The 19,678-nt window shown below is 68.0% G+C and carries 16 protein-coding genes; 6 read left to right on the forward strand and 10 right to left on the reverse strand.

Annotation, left to right across the window (positions count from 1 at the left end):
* Positions 1-20: 20 nt before the first annotated feature.
* The 4 genes from AC1DSA_RS10930 to uvrB form a co-directional block, all read right to left on the reverse strand.
* Complete coding sequence (locus AC1DSA_RS10930; protein ID WP_477888946.1) at positions 21-1,241, reverse strand: IscS subfamily cysteine desulfurase; 1,221 nt, start codon at positions 1,239-1,241, stop codon at positions 21-23.
* Between the two features lie 20 nt (positions 1,242-1,261).
* Positions 1,262-1,798, reverse strand: a complete 537-nt coding sequence (gene iscR, locus AC1DSA_RS10935) for a Fe-S cluster assembly transcriptional regulator IscR (protein ID WP_477888948.1) — start codon at positions 1,796-1,798, stop codon at positions 1,262-1,264.
* Between the two features lie 221 nt (positions 1,799-2,019).
* Positions 2,020-2,517, reverse strand: coding sequence for a low molecular weight protein-tyrosine-phosphatase (locus AC1DSA_RS10940; protein WP_477888950.1), 498 nt, complete (start codon positions 2,515-2,517; stop codon positions 2,020-2,022).
* Positions 2,518-2,545: 28 nt separating this feature from the next.
* A complete protein-coding gene (gene uvrB / locus AC1DSA_RS10945; RefSeq protein WP_477888952.1) occupies positions 2,546-4,657 on the reverse strand; it encodes an excinuclease ABC subunit UvrB in 2,112 nt (703 codons plus the stop codon).
* Positions 4,658-4,750: 93 nt separating this feature from the next.
* On the opposite strand from uvrB, the gene AC1DSA_RS10950 reads away from it, so the two are divergent.
* From AC1DSA_RS10950 to AC1DSA_RS10965, 4 genes are all read left to right on the forward strand, one after another.
* Positions 4,751-5,950 carry an amino acid aminotransferase gene (locus AC1DSA_RS10950; RefSeq protein ID WP_477888954.1) on the forward strand — a complete coding sequence of 400 codons (1,200 nt, stop codon included), beginning with the start codon at positions 4,751-4,753 and terminating at the stop codon, positions 5,948-5,950.
* Complete coding sequence (locus tag AC1DSA_RS10955; RefSeq protein WP_477888956.1) at positions 5,931-7,220, forward strand: TIGR03862 family flavoprotein; 1,290 nt, start codon at positions 5,931-5,933, stop codon at positions 7,218-7,220. The genes AC1DSA_RS10950 and AC1DSA_RS10955 overlap by 20 nt, the downstream gene beginning before the upstream one ends.
* A 45-nt stretch (positions 7,221-7,265) precedes the next feature.
* Complete coding sequence (locus tag AC1DSA_RS10960; protein WP_477888958.1) at positions 7,266-7,433, forward strand: hypothetical protein; 168 nt, start codon at positions 7,266-7,268, stop codon at positions 7,431-7,433.
* 68 nt (positions 7,434-7,501) lie between these two features.
* The gene (locus AC1DSA_RS10965; protein ID WP_477888959.1) at positions 7,502-9,211 is read left to right on the forward strand and encodes an NAD(P)/FAD-dependent oxidoreductase; all 1,710 of its coding nucleotides are present in this window, start codon (positions 7,502-7,504) and stop codon (positions 9,209-9,211) included.
* A 7-nt stretch (positions 9,212-9,218) separates the two neighbouring features.
* On the opposite strand, the gene ygiD is transcribed toward AC1DSA_RS10965, so the two are convergent.
* Positions 9,219-10,064 carry a 4,5-DOPA-extradiol-dioxygenase gene (gene ygiD, locus AC1DSA_RS10970; RefSeq protein ID WP_477888961.1) on the reverse strand — a complete coding sequence of 282 codons (846 nt, stop codon included), beginning with the start codon at positions 10,062-10,064 and terminating at the stop codon, positions 9,219-9,221.
* A gap of 196 nt (positions 10,065-10,260) precedes the next feature.
* Between ygiD and AC1DSA_RS10975 the strand changes: the two genes are divergently transcribed.
* Positions 10,261-11,631 carry a polyhydroxyalkanoate depolymerase gene (locus AC1DSA_RS10975; RefSeq protein ID WP_477888963.1) on the forward strand — a complete coding sequence of 457 codons (1,371 nt, stop codon included), beginning with the start codon at positions 10,261-10,263 and terminating at the stop codon, positions 11,629-11,631.
* Positions 11,628-12,284, forward strand: coding sequence for an electron transport complex subunit RsxB (gene rsxB, locus AC1DSA_RS10980; RefSeq protein WP_477888965.1), 657 nt, complete (start codon positions 11,628-11,630; stop codon positions 12,282-12,284). Before AC1DSA_RS10975 ends, rsxB begins: the two co-directional genes overlap by 4 nt.
* A 15-nt stretch (positions 12,285-12,299) precedes the next feature.
* Here rsxB and AC1DSA_RS10985 read toward each other — a convergent pair whose 3' ends face one another.
* The 5 genes from AC1DSA_RS10985 to AC1DSA_RS11005 all read right to left on the reverse strand — a co-directional run bounded on the left by AC1DSA_RS10985 (position 12,300) and on the right by AC1DSA_RS11005 (position 19,599).
* On the reverse strand, positions 12,300-12,740 hold the full coding sequence (locus AC1DSA_RS10985; protein WP_477888967.1) for a CBS domain-containing protein: 441 nt from the start codon (positions 12,738-12,740) through the stop codon (positions 12,300-12,302).
* 54 nt (positions 12,741-12,794) lie between these two features.
* Positions 12,795-13,850: a 2-oxoacid:ferredoxin oxidoreductase subunit beta gene (locus AC1DSA_RS10990; RefSeq protein ID WP_477888969.1), complete on the reverse strand. Its 1,056-nt coding sequence runs from the start codon at positions 13,848-13,850 to the stop codon at positions 12,795-12,797.
* Positions 13,847-15,724, reverse strand: coding sequence for a 2-oxoacid:acceptor oxidoreductase subunit alpha (locus tag AC1DSA_RS10995; protein ID WP_477888971.1), 1,878 nt, complete (start codon positions 15,722-15,724; stop codon positions 13,847-13,849). The genes AC1DSA_RS10990 and AC1DSA_RS10995 overlap by 4 nt, the downstream gene beginning before the upstream one ends.
* Positions 15,721-17,556 (reverse strand): FAD-dependent oxidoreductase, encoded by a 1,836-nt coding sequence (locus AC1DSA_RS11000; protein WP_477888973.1) that lies wholly within the window; start codon positions 17,554-17,556, stop codon positions 15,721-15,723. Before AC1DSA_RS11000 ends, AC1DSA_RS10995 begins: the two co-directional genes overlap by 4 nt.
* Before the next feature lie 114 nt (positions 17,557-17,670).
* The gene (locus tag AC1DSA_RS11005; RefSeq protein ID WP_477888975.1) at positions 17,671-19,599 is read right to left on the reverse strand and encodes a putative bifunctional diguanylate cyclase/phosphodiesterase; all 1,929 of its coding nucleotides are present in this window, start codon (positions 19,597-19,599) and stop codon (positions 17,671-17,673) included.
* Between the last annotated feature and the right edge of the window lie 79 nt (positions 19,600-19,678).

The raw sequence follows: 19,678 nt of genomic DNA on the forward strand, positions 1-19,678 counted from the left end.
GTACTCCGGTGTTCGTTTCTTCAGTGGGCGGTCCACTGGATGGTGCTGATGTCGATGCCGTCCTGGTACATCTCCCACAAGGGGCTCAGCTCCCGCAGTTTGGCGACGTTCTGCCTGATCGTGCCGATCGCATAGTCGATCTCTTCCTCGGTCGTGAAGCGGCCGATGGTCATGCGCAGGCTGCTGTGCGCCAGTTCGTCGCTGCGGCCCAGCGCGCGCAGCACGTAGCTGGGCTCCAGCGAGGCCGAGGTGCAGGCCGAACCCGACGACACCGCCAGGCCCTTGATGCCCATGATCAGCGACTCGCCTTCGACGAAGTTGAAGCTCATGTTCAGGTTGTGCGGCACCCGGTGCTCCAGGTTGCCGTTGATGAAGACCTGTTCCACGTCCTTCAGTCCTTCCAGCAGGCGCTGCTGGAGGCGGCGGGCGTGTTCCCGGTCCTTTTGCATTTCTTCCCTGGCGATCCGGAAGGCTTCGCCCATGCCCACGATCTGGTGGGTGGGCAGCGTGCCCGAGCGCATGCCGCGCTCGTGGCCGCCGCCGTGCATCTGCGCCTCCAGCCGCACGCGCGGCTTGCGGCGCACGTACAGCGCGCCGATGCCCTTGGGGCCGTAGGTCTTGTGCGACGCCAGGCTCATCAGGTCGACCGGCAACTTCTTCAGGTCGATGTCCACCTTGCCCGTCGCCTGCGCTGCGTCGACGTGGAACAGCACGCCCTTTTCCCGGCAGATGGCACCGAGGGTGGGGATGTCCTGGATCACGCCGATCTCGTTGTTCACGTACATGACCGAGGCCAGGATCGTGTCGGGACGGATCGCCGCCTTGAACTGCTCCAGGTCCAGCATGCCGTCTTCCTGCACGTCGAGGTAGGTGACCTCGAAGCCCTGGCGCTCCAGCTCCCGCGTGGTGTCCAGCACGGCCTTGTGCTCGGTCTTCACCGTGATCAGGTGCCTGCCCTTGGTCTTGTAGAAATGCGCCGCCCCCTTGAGCGCCAGGTTGTCGGACTCGGTGGCTCCCGAGGTCCAGACGATCTCGCGCGGGTCCGCACCGACCAGGTCGGCGACCTGTTGGCGTGCCTTCTCCACCGCCTCTTCGGCCTCCCAGCCCCAGGCGTGGCTCCGGGAGGCCGGGTTGCCGAAGTGCTCGCGCAACCAGGGGATCATGGCGTCGACCACGCGCGGGTCGACGGGCGTCGTCGCGCCGTAGTCCAGGTAGATCGGGAAATGGGGCGTCATGTCCATCGTTGTCTGACCGTCTTGTCTTATTGCTTGACCAGGGAATTGCCGAGCGCGAACACGGAGTTGGGCGCGTTCACGCGAATGGGCTTGACCACCGGGGCGCTGGAGATCGCACGCTTGGGCGCGGGCTTGTCCTCGATCTGCATGCCCTTGGCGAGCTGGTCGTCCACCAGCTTTTGCAGCGTGACGGAATCGAGGAACTCGACCATGCGCTGGTTCAGTTGCGACCACAGCTCGTGCGTCATGCAGCGGCCGCCGTCGCCCTGGCAGTTTTCCTTGCCGCCGCACTGGGTGGCATCGATCGGCTCGTCCACCGAGACGATGATGTCGGCCACCGTGATTTCCGCGGCCTTGCGGCCAAGCGTGTAGCCGCCGCCCGGGCCCCGGGTGGATTCGACGAGTTCGTGCCGGCGCAGCTTGCCGAACAGCTGCTCCAGGTAGGACAGCGAGATCTGCTGGCGCTGGCTGATCGCCGCCAGGGTGACGGGACCATTGTTCTGGCGCAGTGCCAAATCGATCATCGCGGTGACCGCAAAGCGGCCTTTGGTCGTGAGACGCATCGCTAGCTCCTTGTTGCTGGCTTGCTTGCCTTACCTGCCGCGGCACCCGCCGCCCAGGCCGTCTCCACCCATGCTCCGGCTGGCGCCGGCCCTCTGACCGGACGACGCCGCCCGGCTGTGTTGGACTCTTAAGTGGGTTTCCTGACTGTTTCCGTCAAGTATACCCGAAAACCCACCGCCCAGCTCGGGTACTCAGGTCTTTCTGCGGTGCACCAATTGTCTCAGACGCGGAGCTCGGCGCGGATGTGCGCCAGCAGTCCGGCACACGCGGCTTCCACGTGATCCAGCACGGTCTCGAAGCCTTGCTGCCCCCCGTGGTAGGGGTCGGCGACCTCCTCGCCCAGCCCGCGCGGCGCGAATGCCATCAGTCGCTTGAGCTTGCGCTGGTGTTCCGGCGGGCAGTCCTGCTCCAGCAAGGTGAGGTTCTCCCAGTCCATGGCAAGGATCAGGTCGAAGCGCTCGAAATCACGCGCCTGCACCTGCCGCGCACGCAGGTCCGACAGGTCATAGCCCCGCAGGGAGGCATGGCGGCGGCTGCGTTCGTCGGGCGGCGAGCCCACGTGGTAGTCGTGGGTGCCGGCGGAATCGACGTGGATGCGGTGGTCGAGGCCCGCCTGGCGCACCAGGTGCCGGAACACGCCTTCCGCCGTTGGACTGCGGCAGATGTTGCCCATGCAGACCATCAGCACCGAGTAGTGGCGCGGGATGACGTTGCGCATCACGACGCAGAAATGGCAGCCATGTCGTTCACTTCTTCTTGGCGGCTTCGATGGGCACCACGTTGTCGTGCACGACGGCGCCGAAGGCCTGCTCCTTGAGCAACGCGAGCTGGTCGCGCACCCGGGCGGCCTTCTCGAATTCCAGGTTGCGGGCGTGCTCCAGCATCTGCTTTTCCATCTGCTTGATCCGCTTGGAAATGTCCTTCTCGGACAGGTCCTCGACCATTGCGCGTTGCAGTTCCTGCTTTTCCTGTTCCTTGCTCGCCTTCTCGCTGTAGACGCCGTCGATGAGGTCGCGGATCTGCTTCTGGATGCTGCGCGGCGTGATGCCATGCGCCTCGTTGTGCGCCACCTGCCGGGCCCGGCGGCGATCGGTTTCGTCGATGGCCTTCTTCATCGAATCCGTCATCCTGTCGGCGTACAGGATCGCCTTGCCGTTGAGGTTGCGCGCGGCACGGCCGATGGTCTGGATGAGCGAGCGCTCGGCACGCAAGAAACCCTCCTTGTCGGCGTCCAGGATGGCCACCAGCGATACCTCGGGGATGTCCAGGCCCTCGCGCAGCAGGTTGATGCCCACCAGCACGTCGAACTGGCCGAGCCGCAGGTCGCGCAGGATCTCCACCCGCTCCACCGTGTCGATATCGCTGTGCAGGTAGCGCACCTTGACGCCGTTGTCGCTCAGGTAGTCGGTGAGCTGCTCCGCCATGCGCTTGGTTAACGTGGTGATCAGCACGCGCTCGTGCTTGTCCACGCGCATGCGGATTTCCTGCAGCACGTCGTCGACCTGGTGGGTCGCCGGCCGCACTTCCACTTCCGGATCGATCAGGCCGGTGGGGCGCACCAGCTGTTCCACCACCTGGCCGGCATGCGTCTTCTCGTAGTCGGCGGGCGTGGCGGAGACGAAGATCACCTGGCGCATGCGCGTCTCGAACTCCTCGAACTTCAGCGGCCGGTTGTCCATCGCTGACGGCAGCCGGAAGCCGTACTCCACCAGCGTCTCCTTGCGCGCGCGGTCGCCGGCGTACATGCCGTTCAGCTGGCCGATCATCTGGTGGCTCTCGTCCAGGAACATCAGCGCGTCCTTGGGCAGGTAGTCGGTGAGGGTCGAGGGCGGCGCTCCTGGCGGGGCGCCGGACAGGTGCCGCGTGTAGTTCTCGATGCCCTTGCAGTGGCCCAGCTCGCTGAGCATCTCCAGGTCGAAGCGGGTGCGCTGCTCCAGGCGCTGGGCCTCGACCAGCTTGCCCGCCTTGACGAAGAAGTCCAGCCGGTCCTTCAGCTCCAGCTTGATCGATTCCACCGCCGAGACCACCTTCTCGCGCGGCGTCACGTAGTGGCTCGACGGGTAGACCGTGAAGCGCGGCACCTTCTGCCGGATGCGGCCGGTGAGCGGGTCGAACAGCTGCAGCGACTCGATCTCGTCGTCGAACAGCTCGATGCGGATCGCCAGCTCCGAGTGTTCGGCCGGGAAGATGTCGATCGTGTCGCCGCGGACACGGAACGTGCCGCGGGAAAAATCCTGCTCGTTGCGGTTGTACTGCATGCGGATCAGCTGGCCGATCACGTCGCGCTGGCCGATTTTGTCGCCCACCCGCACGATGAAGCGCATCTGCGTGTAGTCCTCGGGGGCGCCGATGCCGTAGATCGCGGACACCGTCGCCACGATCACCGTGTCGCGCCGCTCCAGCACGCTCTTGGTCGCCGACAGCCGCATCTGCTCGATGTGCTCGTTGATCGAGCTGTCCTTCTCGATGAACAGGTCGCGCTGGGGGACGTACGCCTCCGGCTGGTAGTAGTCGTAGTAGCTCACGAAGTACTCGACGGCGTTCTTCGGGAAGAACTCGCGGAATTCGCTATAGAGCTGCGCCGCCAGCGTCTTGTTGGGCGCGAACACGATGGCCGGCCGGCCCAGGCGGGCGATCACGTTGGCCATGGTGAAGGTCTTGCCGGAGCCGGTCACGCCCAGCAGGGTCTGGAACACCTCGCCGTCATTGACACCTTCCACCAGCTTCTCGATCGCCTGCGGCTGGTCCCCGGCCGGCGGGTAAGGCATGAACAGCTCGAACGGGGAGTCGTCGAACGTGACGAACTCGCCCTTTTTCTCTTCCTGCTGGCCTGCTTTGGTCTCGGGTATTGCGCTCATTCGGGTATGTACTGGGTCGACCCATTAAAATTGCGGGCAGCCGGCCAGCGTACAACAGGCCGGGCGTCTTTGCCACCGCATCCAAGGAACCCCATGTCTCTCTTCAACGCCGTCGAAATGGCGCCCCGCGATCCGATCCTGGGTCTGACCGAGCAGTTCGTCGCCGACACCAATCCCAGGAAGGTGAACCTGGGCGTGGGGGTCTATTACGACGACAACGGCAAGCTGCCGCTGCTGGAGTGCGTGCAGAAAGCGGAAGAGAAGATGATGGCGGCCCATGCGGCCCGGGGCTACCTGCCGATCGATGGCATCGCGGCCTATGACGCCGCGATCAAGAGCCTGGTATTTGGGGCCGAATCCGAGCCGGTCAAGAGCGGCCGTGTGGCCACGGTGCAGGCCCTCGGGGGCACCGGCGGCCTCAAGATCGGCGCCGACTTCCTGCACAAGCTGAACCCCAAGGCCACCGTGCTGATCAGCGACCCGAGCTGGGAGAACCACCGCGGAATCTTCCGCGATGCCGGCTTCGAGGTGGGCACCTACCCGTATTACGACGCGGACAAGCGCGGCATCCACTTCGACGCGATGCTGGCGGCGCTGAACGTCGCCGCCGCCGGCACCATCGTCGTGCTGCACGCCTGCTGCCACAACCCCACCGGCTACGACATGACGCCGGCGCAATGGGACCAGGTCATCGCCGCGGTGAAGGCCCGCAAGCTCGTCGCCATCCTCGACATGGCGTACCAGGGCTTCGCCCAGGGCATCGCCGAGGACGGCCTCGCGGTGCAGAAGTTCATCGCCTCGGGCGAGGACTTCTTCGTCTCCACCTCCTTCTCCAAGAGCCTGAGCCTGTACGGCGAGCGCGTCGGCGCGCTGTCGGTGCTGTGCGCCAGCAAGGACGAAGCCGCGCGCGTGCTGTCGCAGCTGAAGATCGTGATCCGCACGAACTACAGCAACCCTCCCACCCACGGTGGCCAGGTCGCGGCGACCATCCTCAACACCCCGGAACTGCGCGCGCTGTGGGAGAAGGAACTGGCCGCGATGCGGGTGCGCATCAAGCAGATGCGGGGGGCCCTGGTGGACAGGCTCAAGGCCAAGGGCGTGCAACGCGACTTCAGCTTCATCGCCCAGCAGGTGGGGATGTTCAGCTACTCCGGCCTCACGAAGGACCAGATGGTCCGCCTGCGCGACGAATTCGGTGTCTACGGCATCGAGAGCGGCCGCATCTGCGTCGCCGCGCTGAACACCAAGAACATCGACTACGTGGCGGAGAGCATTGCCAAGGTCGTCCAGTAAGGACGTCCCGCCGGCCGCCCGCGTCGCCGTGATCGGCGGCGGGCCGGCCGGCCTGATGGCCGCGGAAGTCCTGGCGCGGGGCGGCGCGCAAGTCGACCTGTTCGACGCGATGCCCTCGGTGGGCCGCAAGTTCCTGCTGGCGGGCCGAGGCGGCCTGAACCTCACCCACTCCGAACCGACGGCGAAACTGCTGGCGCGTTACGCCGAACGCAGCGAGGCCCTGCGCACCGCGGTGGAGGCCTTCGACGGCGACGCCGTCCGCACATGGGCGGCGGGCCTCGGCATCGACACCTTTGTCGGCACCTCGGGCCGAGTCTTTCCCACCGACATGAAGGCCGCGCCGCTGCTGCGCGCCTGGCTGCATCGCTTGCGCGCTTCGGGCGTGCGGGTGCACACGCGCCATCGCTGGACGGGGTGGACGGATGAGGACGCGCTGAGCTTCGCGACGTCCGCCGGCCGTGTGACGCATTCGGCCGACGCCACGCTGCTGGCCCTGGGCGGCGCCAGCTGGGCACGCCTCGGCTCGGATGGTGCGTGGGTGCCGTGGCTGCAGCAGCGCGGTGTCGACGTCGCCGCCCTGAAGCCCTCTAATTGCGGCTTCGATGTCGCGCCCACCGGGCCGGGCCGCAGCGGCTGGAGCGATCACCTGCGACAGCGCTTCGCCGGGCAGCCGCTGAAGACGGTCGCGGCCCGGCTGCCGGACGATGCGACGGCCCAGCGCGGCGAATTCGTCGTCACCGACACCGGCATCGAAGGAAGCCTGGTCTACGCCTTGAGCGCACGCCTGCGTGAGCAGATCGCGTGCGAAGGCCATGCCACCCTCATCGTCGACCTGCTGCCGCAGCACCGCGCCGACCAGGTGCTGGCCGAAACGCGCCATCCGCGCGGCCCGCGCAGCCTGTCCACGCACCTGAAGAGCCGGCTCGGCATAGCCGGACTGAAGATGGCGCTGCTGCACGAGCTGCTGTCGCCGCAACAGCTGGCCGATCCGGCGGAACTCGCGCGCGCCCTGAAGGCCCTACCCATTCCCCTGGCCCGGCCGCGCCCGCTGGATGAGGCGATCAGCACCGCGGGAGGGGTGCGCTTCGAGGCCCTGGATTCGCGCGGCATGCTGCGAGCCCTGCCCGGCGTGTTCTGCGCGGGCGAGATGCTGGACTGGGAGGCGCCCACCGGCGGCTACCTGCTGACCGCCTGCCTCGCCACGGGCCGGGCGGCCGCCGAAGGGGCGCTGCGGTGGCTGGCGGCGCGGCCGGCCCTGCCTGAGGGATAATCGCGGGTTCCTTCCCTTTTCCAACCAGAACTCAACGGAGCCGTCATGGGCAACAAGATCGTCACCGAAGCAGACCGCAAGGCCACTCCCAAGGCCGTGGCCCCGAGCGGCCGCACCAACACCACCGGCCACGGCCAGAAGGTGAGCCTGGAGCGCGGCTCCCACACCCGCAGCAAGAAGAACCCGGGCAAGCGTCCCCGCAAGGGCGGCTGAAGCCCCGCAGCTTGCTGCCATCGCCGCCTGCGGGCGGCGATTTGCATTCAGGATCCGCCCCGCCCGCCATGCTGAGAATCACCGAACTCCGATTGCCCCTGGACCATGCCGAGGACGCCCTGCGTCCGGCGGTGGCGGCGCGCCTGGGCATCGCGGACGCGGACCTGCTGGCGTTCACCGTCTTCCGGCGCGCCTACGACGCCCGCAAGAAATCGGCGATCGTCCTGATCTACACGATCGACTGCGAAGTGCGCGACGAAGCGGCGGTGCTGACGACCTCGTATGGCGATGCGCATGTGAAGCCCGCGCCCGACACGCGCTACCGGTTCGTGGGCCACGCACCGGCGGACTTCCACGCGCAGGAACGCCCGCGCCCGCTGGTGGTCGGCTTCGGCCCCTGCGGCATCTTCGCCGCGCTGCTGCTGGCGCAGATGGGGCTGCGGCCCATCGTGCTGGAACGCGGCAAGGAGGTGCGCCAGCGCACCCAGGACACCTGGGGCCTGTGGCGCCGCGGCGTGCTGGATCCCGACTCGAACGTGCAGTTCGGCGAAGGCGGCGCCGGCACCTTCAGCGACGGCAAGCTCTGGAGCCAGATCAGCGACCCTCGCCACCTCACCCGCAAGGTGCTCAACGAATTCGTCAAGGCGGGCGCGCCCGACGAGATCCTGTTCGTCAGCAAGCCGCACATCGGCACCTTCCGCCTGGTGAGCATGGTGGAGAAGATGCGGGCCGACATCGTCGCGCTGGGGGGCGAGATCCGCTTCGGCCAGCAGGTCACCGACGTGCGCATCGAGCGCGAAGGCGAGGGACTGCAGCTGCGCGGCGTGACGCTCGCCTCAGGCGAGCAGCTGCGCAGCGACCACGTGGTGCTGGCCCTGGGGCACAGCGCGCGCGACACCTTCGCCATGCTGCACGAGCGCGGCGTCTTCATGGAAGCCAAGCCCTTCTCGGTGGGTTTCCGGATCGAGCATCCTCAGGGCGTGATCGACCGCGCCCGCTTCGGCGCCAGCGCCGGCAACCCGATCCTCGGGGCGGCCGACTACAAGCTGGTCCACCACGCCGGCAACGGCCGCGGCGTCTACAGCTTCTGCATGTGCCCGGGCGGCACGGTGGTGGCGGCGACCTCGGAGCCCGGGCGCGTGGTCACCAACGGCATGAGCCAGTACTCGCGCAACGAGCGCAACGCCAATGCCGGCATCGTGGTCGGCATCTCGCCGCAGGACTACCGGCAGGACGGCCTGTCCGAAGGGCCGGTCAACCCGCTGGACGGCATGCGCTTCCAGCGCATCTGGGAGTCGCGCGCCTACGAACTCGGTGAAGGCGGCTACGTCGCCCCCGGCCAGCTGGTGGGCGACTTCGTGAAGAAGCAGCGCAGCAGCGCCCTCGGCAGCGTGCAGCCCTCGTACAAGCCGGGCGTGCGCATGGCCGACCTGGCGCAGCCGGGACAAGAGAGCCTGCCCACCTACGTGCTCGATGCGATCCGCGAGGCCATCCCCGCGTTCGAGCGCCAGATCCGGGGCTTCGCGATGGCGGACGCCGTGCTCACGGGCGTCGAAACACGCACCTCGTCCCCCTTGCGGATCACGCGCAACCGTCAGTACCAGAGCCTCAACGTGCGCGGCCTCTATCCGGCCGGCGAGGGAGCGGGCTACGCGGGCGGGATCATGTCGGCCGGCGTGGACGGCATCGAGGTGGCGGAAGCCGTCGCGCGTTCCATGCTCGGCATCGCGGGCGAGACGCCGCACGCCATCGGCCCCTCGGTCATCCAGGCGATCTAGCCGCGCCTCAGCCCCACACCACCGAACGCATGGCGATCGATCCCGCCTGGAAGCGGTCGTTGAAGAAGCGCAGCTTCTCCCCGGGGTGCACGCCGCCCGCCGCGTGCAGCAGCGGCAGGTAGTGGTCGTGGGTGGGATGGGCCATCTGCGCCAGCGTCCCCGACTTCTGGAAGTCCGCCAGTTCCGCCAGGGCGCCCTTTTCGAGCAACTCCGCCGTCTTGGCATCGAACTCGAAGGCCCAGGGATAGGCCTGGGTCGCACTGGCATTGCGCTGCACCGCGCGCAGGTTGTGCACGATGTTGCCGCTGCCGACGATCAGCACGCCGCGCTCGCGCAGCCCTTTCAGTTGCTGGCCGAGGGCGAAATGCTCCGCCGGAGGGCGTGCGTAGTCCATGCTCAGCTGCAGCACGGGAATGTCCGCCTTCGGGAACATGGGCTTGAGCACCGACCACGTGCCGTGGTCCAGGCCCCATTCCTGCGCATCGAGCCCGACCTGCGGTTGCGCGATGCCGGCGGCGATCTGCTTCGCCACAGCCGGCGATCCCGGCGCGGGGTACTGCTGGTCGAACAGCTCCTGCGGAAATCCGCCGAAGTCGTGGATCGTTTTGGGCTGCGCCATGCCGGTCAGGTACCAGCCGCGCGTCAGCCAGTGCGCGGAAATGCACAGGATGAGCTGCGGCCGGGGATGGCTCTTGCCGAACTCCTGCCCCAGGGCCTGCCAGGAACGGCGGAATTCGTTGTCCTCGATGGCGTTCATCGGGCTGCCATGGCCCAGGAACAGCACCGGCATGCGCGGGCTGCGGGCCAGGCCGCCCAGCCCGGCCGCGGCGGCGGCGCCAGCTTCGTCCAGCATCACGGTTCCTCCGGTGAGCGCCGCCGTGGCGGCCGCGATCCATCTGCGTCTGTTCAGTTGCATCATCCTGCCCAGCGACCGCGGGCGACTTGCGCGAGTCTGACACGCCCGAGTCGACGTAAGCTCATCCGTAGTTCTACCTGATGCGGCGCAGGCGCGCGGCTGGTATATTGCACTGCAACAATCCAGGACACCCATGCTCTACCAGATCTACGAGGCTCACCGCTCCCTCATGGAGCCGTTTGCCGACTTCGCGCAGGCGGCGTCCAAGCTGTACAGCAACCCCCTTTCGCCGTTCGGGCAGCATCCGTTCGCGCAGCGCATGTCCGCCGGCTTCGACCTGATGTACCGGCTGGGCAAGGACTACGAGAAGCCGGAGTTCGGGATCAACACCGTCCACATCGACGGCATCGACGTCGCCATCCACGAACGCATCGAGATCGACAAGCCCTTCTGCGAGCTGCGTCGCTTCAAGCGCTTCTCCGACGATCCGGAAACGCTGCGCAAGCTGAAGGAGCAGCCCGCGGTGCTGATCGTGGCGCCCCTTTCGGGCCACTACGCGACCCTGCTGCGCGACACCGTGCGGTCCATGCTGCACGACCACAAGGTCTACATCACCGACTGGCGCAACGCGCGCATCGTGCCGCTCGAGAGCGGCGCGTTCCAGCTCGACGACTACGTGAACTACGTGCAGGAGTTCATCCGCCACCTGCAGGCGGAGTACGGCAACTGCCACGTGATCAGCGTATGTCAGCCCACCGTGCCGGTGCTGGCCGCCGTGTCCCTGATGGCCAGCCGCGGCGAGAAGACCCCGCTGACCATGACCATGATGGGCGGCCCGATCGACGCGCGCAAGTCGCCGACCGCGGTGAACAACCTGGCGATGAACAAGAGCCACGACTGGTTCGAGAACAACGTGATCTACCGCGTTCCGACCAGCTTCCCGGGCGCCGGCCGCCGCGTCTACCCCGGCTTCCTGCAGCACTCGGGCTTCGTGGCGATGAACCCGGACCGCCACCTTTCGAGCCACTACGACTACTTCAAGCACCTGATTGCGGGCGACGACGCCAGCGCCGAGGCGCACCGCCAGTTCTACGACGAGTACAACGCCGTGCTCGACATGGACGCGGACTACTACCTCGACACCATCCGCGTCGTGTTCCAGGAGTTCCACCTCGTCAACGGCACCTGGGACGTGCGCAACCCGGAAGGCAAACTGGAGCGCGTGCGGCCCGAGGACATCCGCACCACCGCGCACTTCACCATCGAAGGCGAGCTCGACGACATCTCCGGCTCCGGCCAGACCGAAGCGGCGCACCAGCTTTGCTACAACGTGCCCAAGGACCGCCAGAAGCACCTGGAAGTGAAGGGGGCCGGCCACTACGGCATCTTCAGCGGCCGCCGCTGGCGCGAAGTTGTGTATCCGCAGGTGCGCGACTTCATCCTCCGGTTCAACGAGCCGGCGGCCGCGGGCCGCAAGACGACGCGCAAGACCGCGGTCGCTGCCGCCCGCAAGACCCCCGTCAAGGCGCGAGCCACGACCACGGCGCGCGCCCGCCGCAAGTGAACCCGCAGGCGGCGCGCCTGCACGCCGCCCTGCCCCAGACGCAGTGCACGCGCTGCGGCTACCCCGATTGCGCCGGCTACGCCGAGGCGATCGCCGCCGGCGAGGCCGCGATCAACCGGTGCCCGCCCGGCGGCGCGCAGGGCATCGTGCGGCTGGCCGAACTCAGCGGCCGGCCGCCCATTCCGCTCGATCCCGACCTGGGCGTGGAAGCCCCGCGCACGGTGGCCGTCATCGACGAGGACTGGTGCATCGGCTGCACGCTGTGCCTCGACGCCTGCCCCACCGACGCCATCCTGGGCGGCAACAAGCGCATGCACACCGTCATCGAGCCCTATTGCACCGGCTGCGAACTGTGCGTGCCGGTCTGTCCCGTGGACTGCATCGCACTGGAGAACGCGAGCGGCGAGCGCACGGGCTGGAACGCGTGGTCCGCTGCGCAAGCCGACGAAGCGTTGCAGCGCTACGAAGCCCGCACCGCGCGCAAGCAGCGCGAAACCGTGGAGCATGCCGAACGCATGGAGCAGAAGGCGCAGGCCAAGCTGGCCGACCTGCCCGCCCTCACCCATGGCGCCGAGGGCGCGGAACTCGCGCGCAAGAAGGCGGTGATCGAAGCCGCCCTGGCCCGCGCACGGGCCAGGCGCAACGCTGGCTAGGGCGTGCCCCGAGGTTCAGCCCAGGGCGTCGTTCACCTGTTCGTTGAACTCGGCCTGGCTGAGCGCCGTGCCGATCTCGCGCGGCAGGGCATCGCGCACCGAAAAGACCCCCAGGATCTTCTGGTCGGCCCCCACGATGGGCAGGTGGCGGAAGCCACGCTCGATCATGATCAGCACGGCATCCGAGACCTTGGTCTCGGGCGGCACGCAGCGCGGCTGGTGCGTCATGATCTGCAGCAGCGTGGTCTGCTTGGGGTCCAGTGCGCGGGCCAGCACCCGCGTCATCAGGTCGCGCTCGGTGACGATGCCCAGCAGGCGATCGGGCGGCTCCATCACGAGGATGCTGCCGCAATTGGCCCGCGTCATGGCGCAGGCGGCCTCCCAGACATTCGCATGCGGACCCAGGCTGAGGACGTGCCTCTTGGGGATGGACTGGAAAACGGTGCGTTCCGCCATGGCAAGCTCCTTTGCGGTGGACTGCGGCGGCCTCCCTGTGCCGGGGATCTGCTGCTACCGCAGCGATGTGTTGATTCTGTTCAACGCGGGAAGGCCCGGGCAGAGCTCCGGGGACTCCAGCGTGTTGAGGGGTCGCGCCGTGGTGTTCAGCGCCGTGTGCAGGTCGGTGGCCAGCGGGTCCACGTACAGCAGCCCCGTGAGGACCTCGCCGCGCGCATGGTGGGCCTGCATGAAGGCCATCGCCGCGTAGCGGTCCGTCGGGTCGTAGTCGGGATGCAGGCTGCGCAGGCGCAGCAGCGAGCCGTCGTGCTGGCGCACGTCGACCACCTCGCCCGGCGCCGCTTCCGCCGTGATCTCGCCGCGCGGCGTGATGAAGTCGATGCGGCTGACGGCCTCGTTGTGCTCGCGCACGTAGTCGTAGCTCTTGGTGCTGCCGGGGTGGTTGTTGAAGGCGACGCAGGGGCTGATGACGTCGATGAAGGCCGCTCCGCCGTGTGCCATGGCGCCCTTGATCAACGGCACCAGCTGCGCCTTGTTGCCTGAAAAGCCCCGGCCGACGTAGGTCGCGCCCAGCTGGAGGGCCATGGCGACCAGGTCCACCGGACTGTCGCTGTTGACCACGCCCTTCTTGCTCTTGCTGCCGCTGTCGGCGGTGGCGGAGAACTGCCCCTTGGTGAGGCCGTAAACCCCGTTGTTCTCCACGATGTAGGCCATGCGCACGCCTCGGCGCATGGCATGCGCGAACTGCCCCAGGCCGATGGAGGCCGAGTCGCCGTCGCCCGACACGCCCAGGTACAGCAGGTCACGGTTGGCGAGGTTGGCGCCGGTCAGCACCGATGGCATGCGCCCGTGCACGGTGTTGAAACCGTGGGAGGCGCCGAGAAAATAATCGGGCGTCTTGGAACTGCAGCCGATGCCCGAGAGCTTGGCGACCCGGTGCGGCTCGATGTCGAGTTCCCAGCAGGCCTGGATGATGGCCGCGGAGATCGAGTCGTGGCCGCAGCCGGCGCACAGCGTGGAGATCTTGCCCTCGTAGTCGCGCCGGGTGTAGCCCACCCGGTTCTTCTCCAGACTGGGATGGTGCAGGTGCGGCTTGGCGATGTAGGTCATTTGGCAACCTCCGTGCGAAGCACTGCGGTATTCGCCTGGGGAGCGGCCCGGCGGCTCATGCTGCTTTCTCCCGGCGGTTCGACCTGCGCCGTGATGGCCTGCGCGATGAAGCGCGCGGTGATCGGCGTGCCGTCGTAGTGGAGCACCTTGACCAGCCGCGCCGGATCGATCTCCAGTTCATTGACCAGCAGCGTTCGCATCTGCGCATCCCGGTTCTGCTCCACCACGAACACGCGCTCGTGGTTCGCGATGAAGTCGGCGACGCTGTCCGGGAAGGGGAAGGCGCGCAGCCGCATCGCGTCCAGGTGCACGCCCTGCGCCGCCAGCACGTCCAGTGCCTCCTGCATCGCGGGGCTGGTCGAGCCGAAGTAGATGACGCCCAGCGGCGTCTCCTGTCCGGCGCGCCGCACCAGGGGCTGCGGCACGAGCGTGGCGGCCGTGCGGATCTTGCGCAGCAGCCGTTCCATGTTGTAGACGTAGTCGGGGCCCCGCTCCGAATAACGCGCATATGGATCGCGCGTGGTGCCACGCGTGAAGTAGGAGCCCTTGGACGGGTGGGTTCCAGGCAGCGTGCGCCAGGGGATGCCGTCGCCGTCCACGTCCTTGTAGCGGCCGAAGTCCTTGCCGGCTTCCAGTTCCTCGGCGGTCATGACCTTGCCCTTGTCGTAGGCGTCCCCCGTCCATTCGAAGGGCTCGCACAGGCGCTGGTTCATGCCGATGTCCAGGTCCGTCATGACGAACACGGGCGTCTGCAGCCGATCGGCCAGGTCCAGCGCCCGTGCCGCGTGCTCGAAGCATTCGTGGGGATCCTCGGGCAGCAGCAGCACGTGCTTGGTGTCGCCGTGCGAGGCGTAGGCGCAGGACAGGATGTCGGCCTGCTGCGTGCGCGTGGGCATGCCGGTGGAAGGGCCGCCCCGCTGCACGTCGATGATCGTGACCGGGATCTCGGCGAAATAGGCGAGCCCGATGAACTCCGTCATCAGCGAAACACCGGGGCCCGACGTGGCGGTGAAGGCGCGCGCGCCGTTCCATCCCGCGCCCACCACCATGCCGATGGAGGCGATCTCGTCTTCCGCCTGCACGATGGCATAGCGGTTCTGCCCGGTGTCCGGATCGACGCGGAACTTGCCGCAGTAGCGCTGGAAGGCTTCGGCCACCGAGGACGAAGGCGTGATCGGATACCAGGCGGCGACGGTCGCGCCGCCGTACACGCAGCCGAGGGCCGCGGCACTGTTGCCGTCGACGAAGATGCGCTGGCCCACGCGGTCGGCCCGCCGGACGCGGATGCCCAGCGGCCACTGCAGGTGCTCCTGCGCGAACTCGCGTCCCAGCTGCAGCGCCTGCACGTTGGACGCGAGCAGCTTTTCCTTGCCCCTGTACTGCTCGCCGAACAGCTTCTCGATTTCCGCCGGGTCGATCTCCAGCAGCACCGACAGCGCGCCGACGTAGACGATGTTCTTGAACAGCTGCCGCTGGCGCGGATCGGAATAGACCGCGTTGCAGATCTCCGTGAGCGGCATGCCGATCACCTGCACGTCCGCGCGCAGGGCCGCCGGCGGCACCGGCCGCGTGTTGTCGTAGAAGAGATAGCCGCCGGGTGACAGCTCCGCGACGTCGGCATCCCAGGTCTGCGGATTCATCGCCACCATCAGGTCGACGCCGCCGCGCCGGCCCAGCCAGCCCTGCTCACTGACGCGCACCTCGTACCAGGTGGGCAGGCCCTGGATGTTGCTGGGGAAGATGTTGCGCGGGCTGACCGGGACGCCCATGCGCAGGATGGACTTCGCGAACAGCTCGTTGGCCGAGGCCGAGCCCGAGCCGTTGACGTTGGCGAACTTGACGACGAAATCGTTGACCGCCTCGATGCGCTTCATGCCAGGGCCTCCTGTGTGGGATGCGGCGCCTTGTCCCGGCAACCCGCACCCGCCATCGCGCTCTTGAACAGCACCTTCTGCATGTCCCAGGCGCCGGTGGGGCAGCGCTCGGCGCACAGTCCGCAGTGCAGGCAGACGTCCTCGTCCTTCACCATCACGCGGCCGGTCTTCAGCTCGCCGGACACGTAGAGGTCCTGCGCCAGGTTCAGCGCGGGCGCCTTCAGGCGCTGGCGCAGGTCGGGCTCGTCGCCGTCCGCGGTGAAGGTGATGCAGTCCATCGGGCAGATGTCCACGCACGCATCGCACTCGATGCAGGCGCTCTGGTTGAACACCGTCTGCACGTCGCAGTTGAGGCAGCGTTGCGCTTCCTTGAAGGCGGTGGCGGCATCGAAGCCCAGCTCCACCTCCACCCGGATGCTCGCCAGCGCCTTCTCCGCCTCGGCCCAGGGCACCCGGAACCGGGCGTCGACCGAGGTCTCGTTGTGGTAGCTCCACTCGTGGATGCCCATCTTCTGCGACATCAGGTTCACGGTGGGCGCCGGCCGCAGGCGCGGGTTCTCGCCGTGCAGCAGCTTGTCGATCGAGATTGCCGCCTCGTGGCCATGCGCCACCGCGGTGATGATGTTCTTCGGACCATAGGCGGAGTCGCCACCGAAGAACACGTGCGGCAGGGTGGACTGGAAGGTGGACTTGTCCAGTTGCGGCAGGCCCCAGCGGTCGAAGGCGATGCCGCAATCCCGCTCCATCCAGGGAAACGCGTTTTCCTGGCCGACCGCGATCAGCACCTCGTCGCAGGGAAAGAAGACATCCGGCTCGCCGGTGGGCACGAGCTTGCGCTGGCCCTGCGCGTCGTATTCCGCGCGCACCACCTCGAAGTTCATGCCGGTGAGCCGGCCGCCGTCGTGGACGAAGGACTTGGGCACGTGGTAGTTGAGGATGGGGATGCCTTCGTGCATGGCATCCTCCTTTTCCCAGGGCGAGGCCTTCATCTCCTCGAAGCCGCTGCGGACGATCACCTTCACGTCGTCCCCGCCCAGCCGCCGCGCGGAGCGGCAGCAGTCCATGGCGGTGTTGCCGCCGCCCAGGACGATCACGCGCTTGCCGATCTGCGTGACGTGGCCGAAGGACACCGACGCGAGCCAGTCGATGCCGATGTGGATCTGGGCCGCCGCCTCGCGCCGGCCCGGGATCTCGAGGTCGCGTCCGCGCGGCGCGCCGCAGCCAACGAAGATGGCGTCGTAGCCCTGCGCCAGCAGCGCCTTCATCGAGTCGATGCGCTGGCCCGCCACGAACTTCACGCCGAGGTCCAGCACGTAGCCGGTTTCCTCGTCGATCACCTCCTCGGGCAGCCGGAAGCGCGGAATCTGCGTGCGGATGAAGCCGCCGGGACGCTGTTCGCCGTCGAACACCGTGACCTCGTAGCCCAGCGGTGCCAGGTCGCGCGCGACCGTCAGCGACGCGGGTCCCGCGCCGATGCAGGCGATGCGCTTGCCGTTGCTGCGCAGCGCGGGCTTGGGCATGTGCTGGCGCACGTCGTCCTTCAGGTCGGCGGCAACGCGCTTGAGGCGGCAGATGGCCACCGGTTCCGGGTCACCGGAGTTGTTCTCCTCCACGCGGCCCCGCCGGCATGCCGGCTCGCACGGCCGGTCGCAGGTGCGCCCGAGGATGCCGGGGAACACGTTGGACACCCAGTTGATCATGTAGGCATCGCCGTAGCGGCCCTGCGCGATCAGCCGGATGTATTCGGGCACGGGGGTGTGCGCGGGGCACGCCCACTGGCAATCCACCACCTTGTGGAAGTACGCCGGATTGGCGATGTTCGTCGGCTGCAAGAAGGCCTCCTGAGCTCGGTTGGCCCGGGTGGACCGCAGTCCAGTCTACGCTCCCCGCGCGCGGCCCCGCTCTCGGTGGATTCCACTAGCCGGCCGAGGCCCGCCCGCGCTCACTCAGGCGCTCTCGCCGAAATGCGGCACGCGCTGCGGCTTGCCGCTGCGGGTGAGCCACTTCGCCGCGAAGGCCAGGCCCGACAGGGGCTCGCCGAAGATGCGGCCCTGGCCTTGGTCCCAGCCGTTCTTGCTCAGGAAAGCGAGCTGCGCCGCATTGTCCACGCCGCAGGCCACGCAGGACAGGTGCACGCGGCCGGCAAGGTCGCCGATGCCCAGCAGCATGCCGCGCACCGAGGCGTTCTTCTCCAGGTCGGCCACGAAGGACGCGTCCACCTTGATTTCGTCGCACATCAACTTGCGCAGGTGCACCACGGAGGCGTCGCCGCCGAAGCGATCGAGCGCCAGCCGCACCCCCTTCTTGCGCAGCGCCGCCATCGCTGCGGATTCCTGCGGGGAGAGACCCTCGATGGCCTCCACGTGCTGCAGTTCGAGCGTGACGTGGTGCGGGTCGATCCCGGCCTCGATCGCGGCGTTCACGAGCCGGCCCAGATCGCCGGGCCGCATGTTGGCCAGCGAAACCTTGAGGCCGGTGGCGATCGGCTGCAGCCCGGCGCCCCGCCAGTTCTTCATGTGCTTGCGCAGCTGCTCGAAGGCCCACTCCGTCAGGGCCACGTCCATCTCCGAGCCACCCGCCAGTTCCATCAGCTCGTCGCCCTCCACGATGCGGCCGGACGCGTGCTTCCAACGCACGATGGTCTGCGCGGCGACCACGCGGCCGGTGGCGAGTTCCACCCGCGGCTCGTACATCAGCTCGATCTCGTCGCGGGCGATGGCGTGCCGCAATTCGGCGCCCAGGTCCAGGCGGCTCTGCGCCTTCTCGTCGAAGGCGGGTGAGAAGAATTCGTAGCGGTGCGGGCCGGCCAGCTTGGCGTGCCGCAGGGCCAGGCCGGCATTGCGCATCAACCGGTCCGGGTCCATGCCGTCGGTTGGGAACACCGATACGCCCACGCTGCAGGTGACGAACAGTTCCGGCGCGCCCGGGCGCTGGAAGTTGACCGTGGCGTCCTCCAGCAGCTTGGTGATGAAGGCCGCGGCGCTGTGCACCCCCTCCATGAAGGGGACGATCACCGCGAATTCGTCCCCATCGAAGCGGTACAGCGTCGGGTTGTGCCGGTCCGAGCTGAGCTCGCCGCCGGCCTCGGTCTGCACGCAGCTCGCCAGGCTCCTGGCGACCCGCTGGAGCAGCTGGTCGCCGACGGCTCGGCCGAGGGCGTCGTTGATGCGGCCGAGGGCATCGATGCCCACGTGCAGCAACGCCCCGTCGTTGCCGGCGCTGGCGGCCGCCGCGAGCACCTGCGCCACCTCCTTGCGATAGCGCTGCTTGTTCGGAAGACCGGTGAGCGCGTCATGCTGGCCCAGGTAGTCGCGGTAGGCGCTGGCGGCCAGCAGGTTGCGCAGGCGCAGGCCGAGCTCGGCGGGATCGACCGGTTTCGACAGGACGTCCATCGCACCCGCGGCAAGCGCCAACCGCTTCACCTGCGGATCCGCGCTGCCTGACAGCACGATGACCGGCACGTGCCGCAGCTCCGGGTCGTCGCGCAGGCTGGCCAGCAGCTGCATGCCCCCGGCCTTGGCCAGTTCCAGGTCCAGCAACAGCACGCCAGGCAGTTCGCCGCGCATCAGCGCAAGGGCCTTGCCGGGGTCGTCCGCCTGCACGAAGCGCCGGTAGCCGGCGTCGGCCAGGAAAGCCTGGATCCTCTCGCCGTCGCGGAGCTCGCCGTCGACGATCAGGATCAGCGCGTCCGGGAGACCGGCCACCGAGCGGTGGCGCCACAGGATCTCCTGGGGAGACAGCGCCTTCAGTTCCGGCTCGGAGAGACGCTCTCCACCGGGAGCAAAGACAGCAGGCTGGGGTGCGGACGGGTTGCCGCCGGCATCGTCCGGTCCCTGGGCTTCGGCGGCGCCCGCGGGTAGGCCTTTTTCGCTCATCCTGGCGTCCCGCTGTGCCGCCTGGAGGCAGCATCAACGCCCGGCCAGCCCCGGATCGCAGGCGATGACGGAGCCCGGG

Source organism: Ramlibacter sp. P4_H7 (assembly GCF_056400765.1).

Coding starts and splice junctions, on each gene's coding strand:
- AC1DSA_RS10985 (WP_477888967.1), bottom strand. CDS start 12,740: ATGGCGGAACGCACCGTTTTCCAGTCCATCCCCAAGAGGCACGTCCTC.
- iscR (WP_477888948.1), bottom strand. CDS start 1,798: ATGCGTCTCACGACCAAAGGCCGCTTTGCGGTCACCGCGATGATCGAT.
- uvrB (WP_477888952.1), bottom strand. CDS start 4,657: ATGAGCGCAATACCCGAGACCAAAGCAGGCCAGCAGGAAGAGAAAAAG.
- AC1DSA_RS10965 (WP_477888959.1), top strand. CDS start 7,502: ATGCTGAGAATCACCGAACTCCGATTGCCCCTGGACCATGCCGAGGAC.
- AC1DSA_RS10950 (WP_477888954.1), top strand. CDS start 4,751: ATGTCTCTCTTCAACGCCGTCGAAATGGCGCCCCGCGATCCGATCCTG.
- AC1DSA_RS10930 (WP_477888946.1), bottom strand. CDS start 1,241: ATGGACATGACGCCCCATTTCCCGATCTACCTGGACTACGGCGCGACG.
- AC1DSA_RS10940 (WP_477888950.1), bottom strand. CDS start 2,517: ATGCGCAACGTCATCCCGCGCCACTACTCGGTGCTGATGGTCTGCATG.
- ygiD (WP_477888961.1), bottom strand. CDS start 10,064: ATGCTGGACGAAGCTGGCGCCGCCGCCGCGGCCGGGCTGGGCGGCCTG.
- AC1DSA_RS10995 (WP_477888971.1), bottom strand. CDS start 15,724: ATGAAGCGCATCGAGGCGGTCAACGATTTCGTCGTCAAGTTCGCCAAC.
- AC1DSA_RS10975 (WP_477888963.1), top strand. CDS start 10,261: ATGCTCTACCAGATCTACGAGGCTCACCGCTCCCTCATGGAGCCGTTT.
- AC1DSA_RS10960 (WP_477888958.1), top strand. CDS start 7,266: ATGGGCAACAAGATCGTCACCGAAGCAGACCGCAAGGCCACTCCCAAG.
- AC1DSA_RS10990 (WP_477888969.1), bottom strand. CDS start 13,850: ATGACCTACATCGCCAAGCCGCACCTGCACCATCCCAGTCTGGAGAAG.
- AC1DSA_RS11005 (WP_477888975.1), bottom strand. CDS start 19,599: ATGAGCGAAAAAGGCCTACCCGCGGGCGCCGCCGAAGCCCAGGGACCG.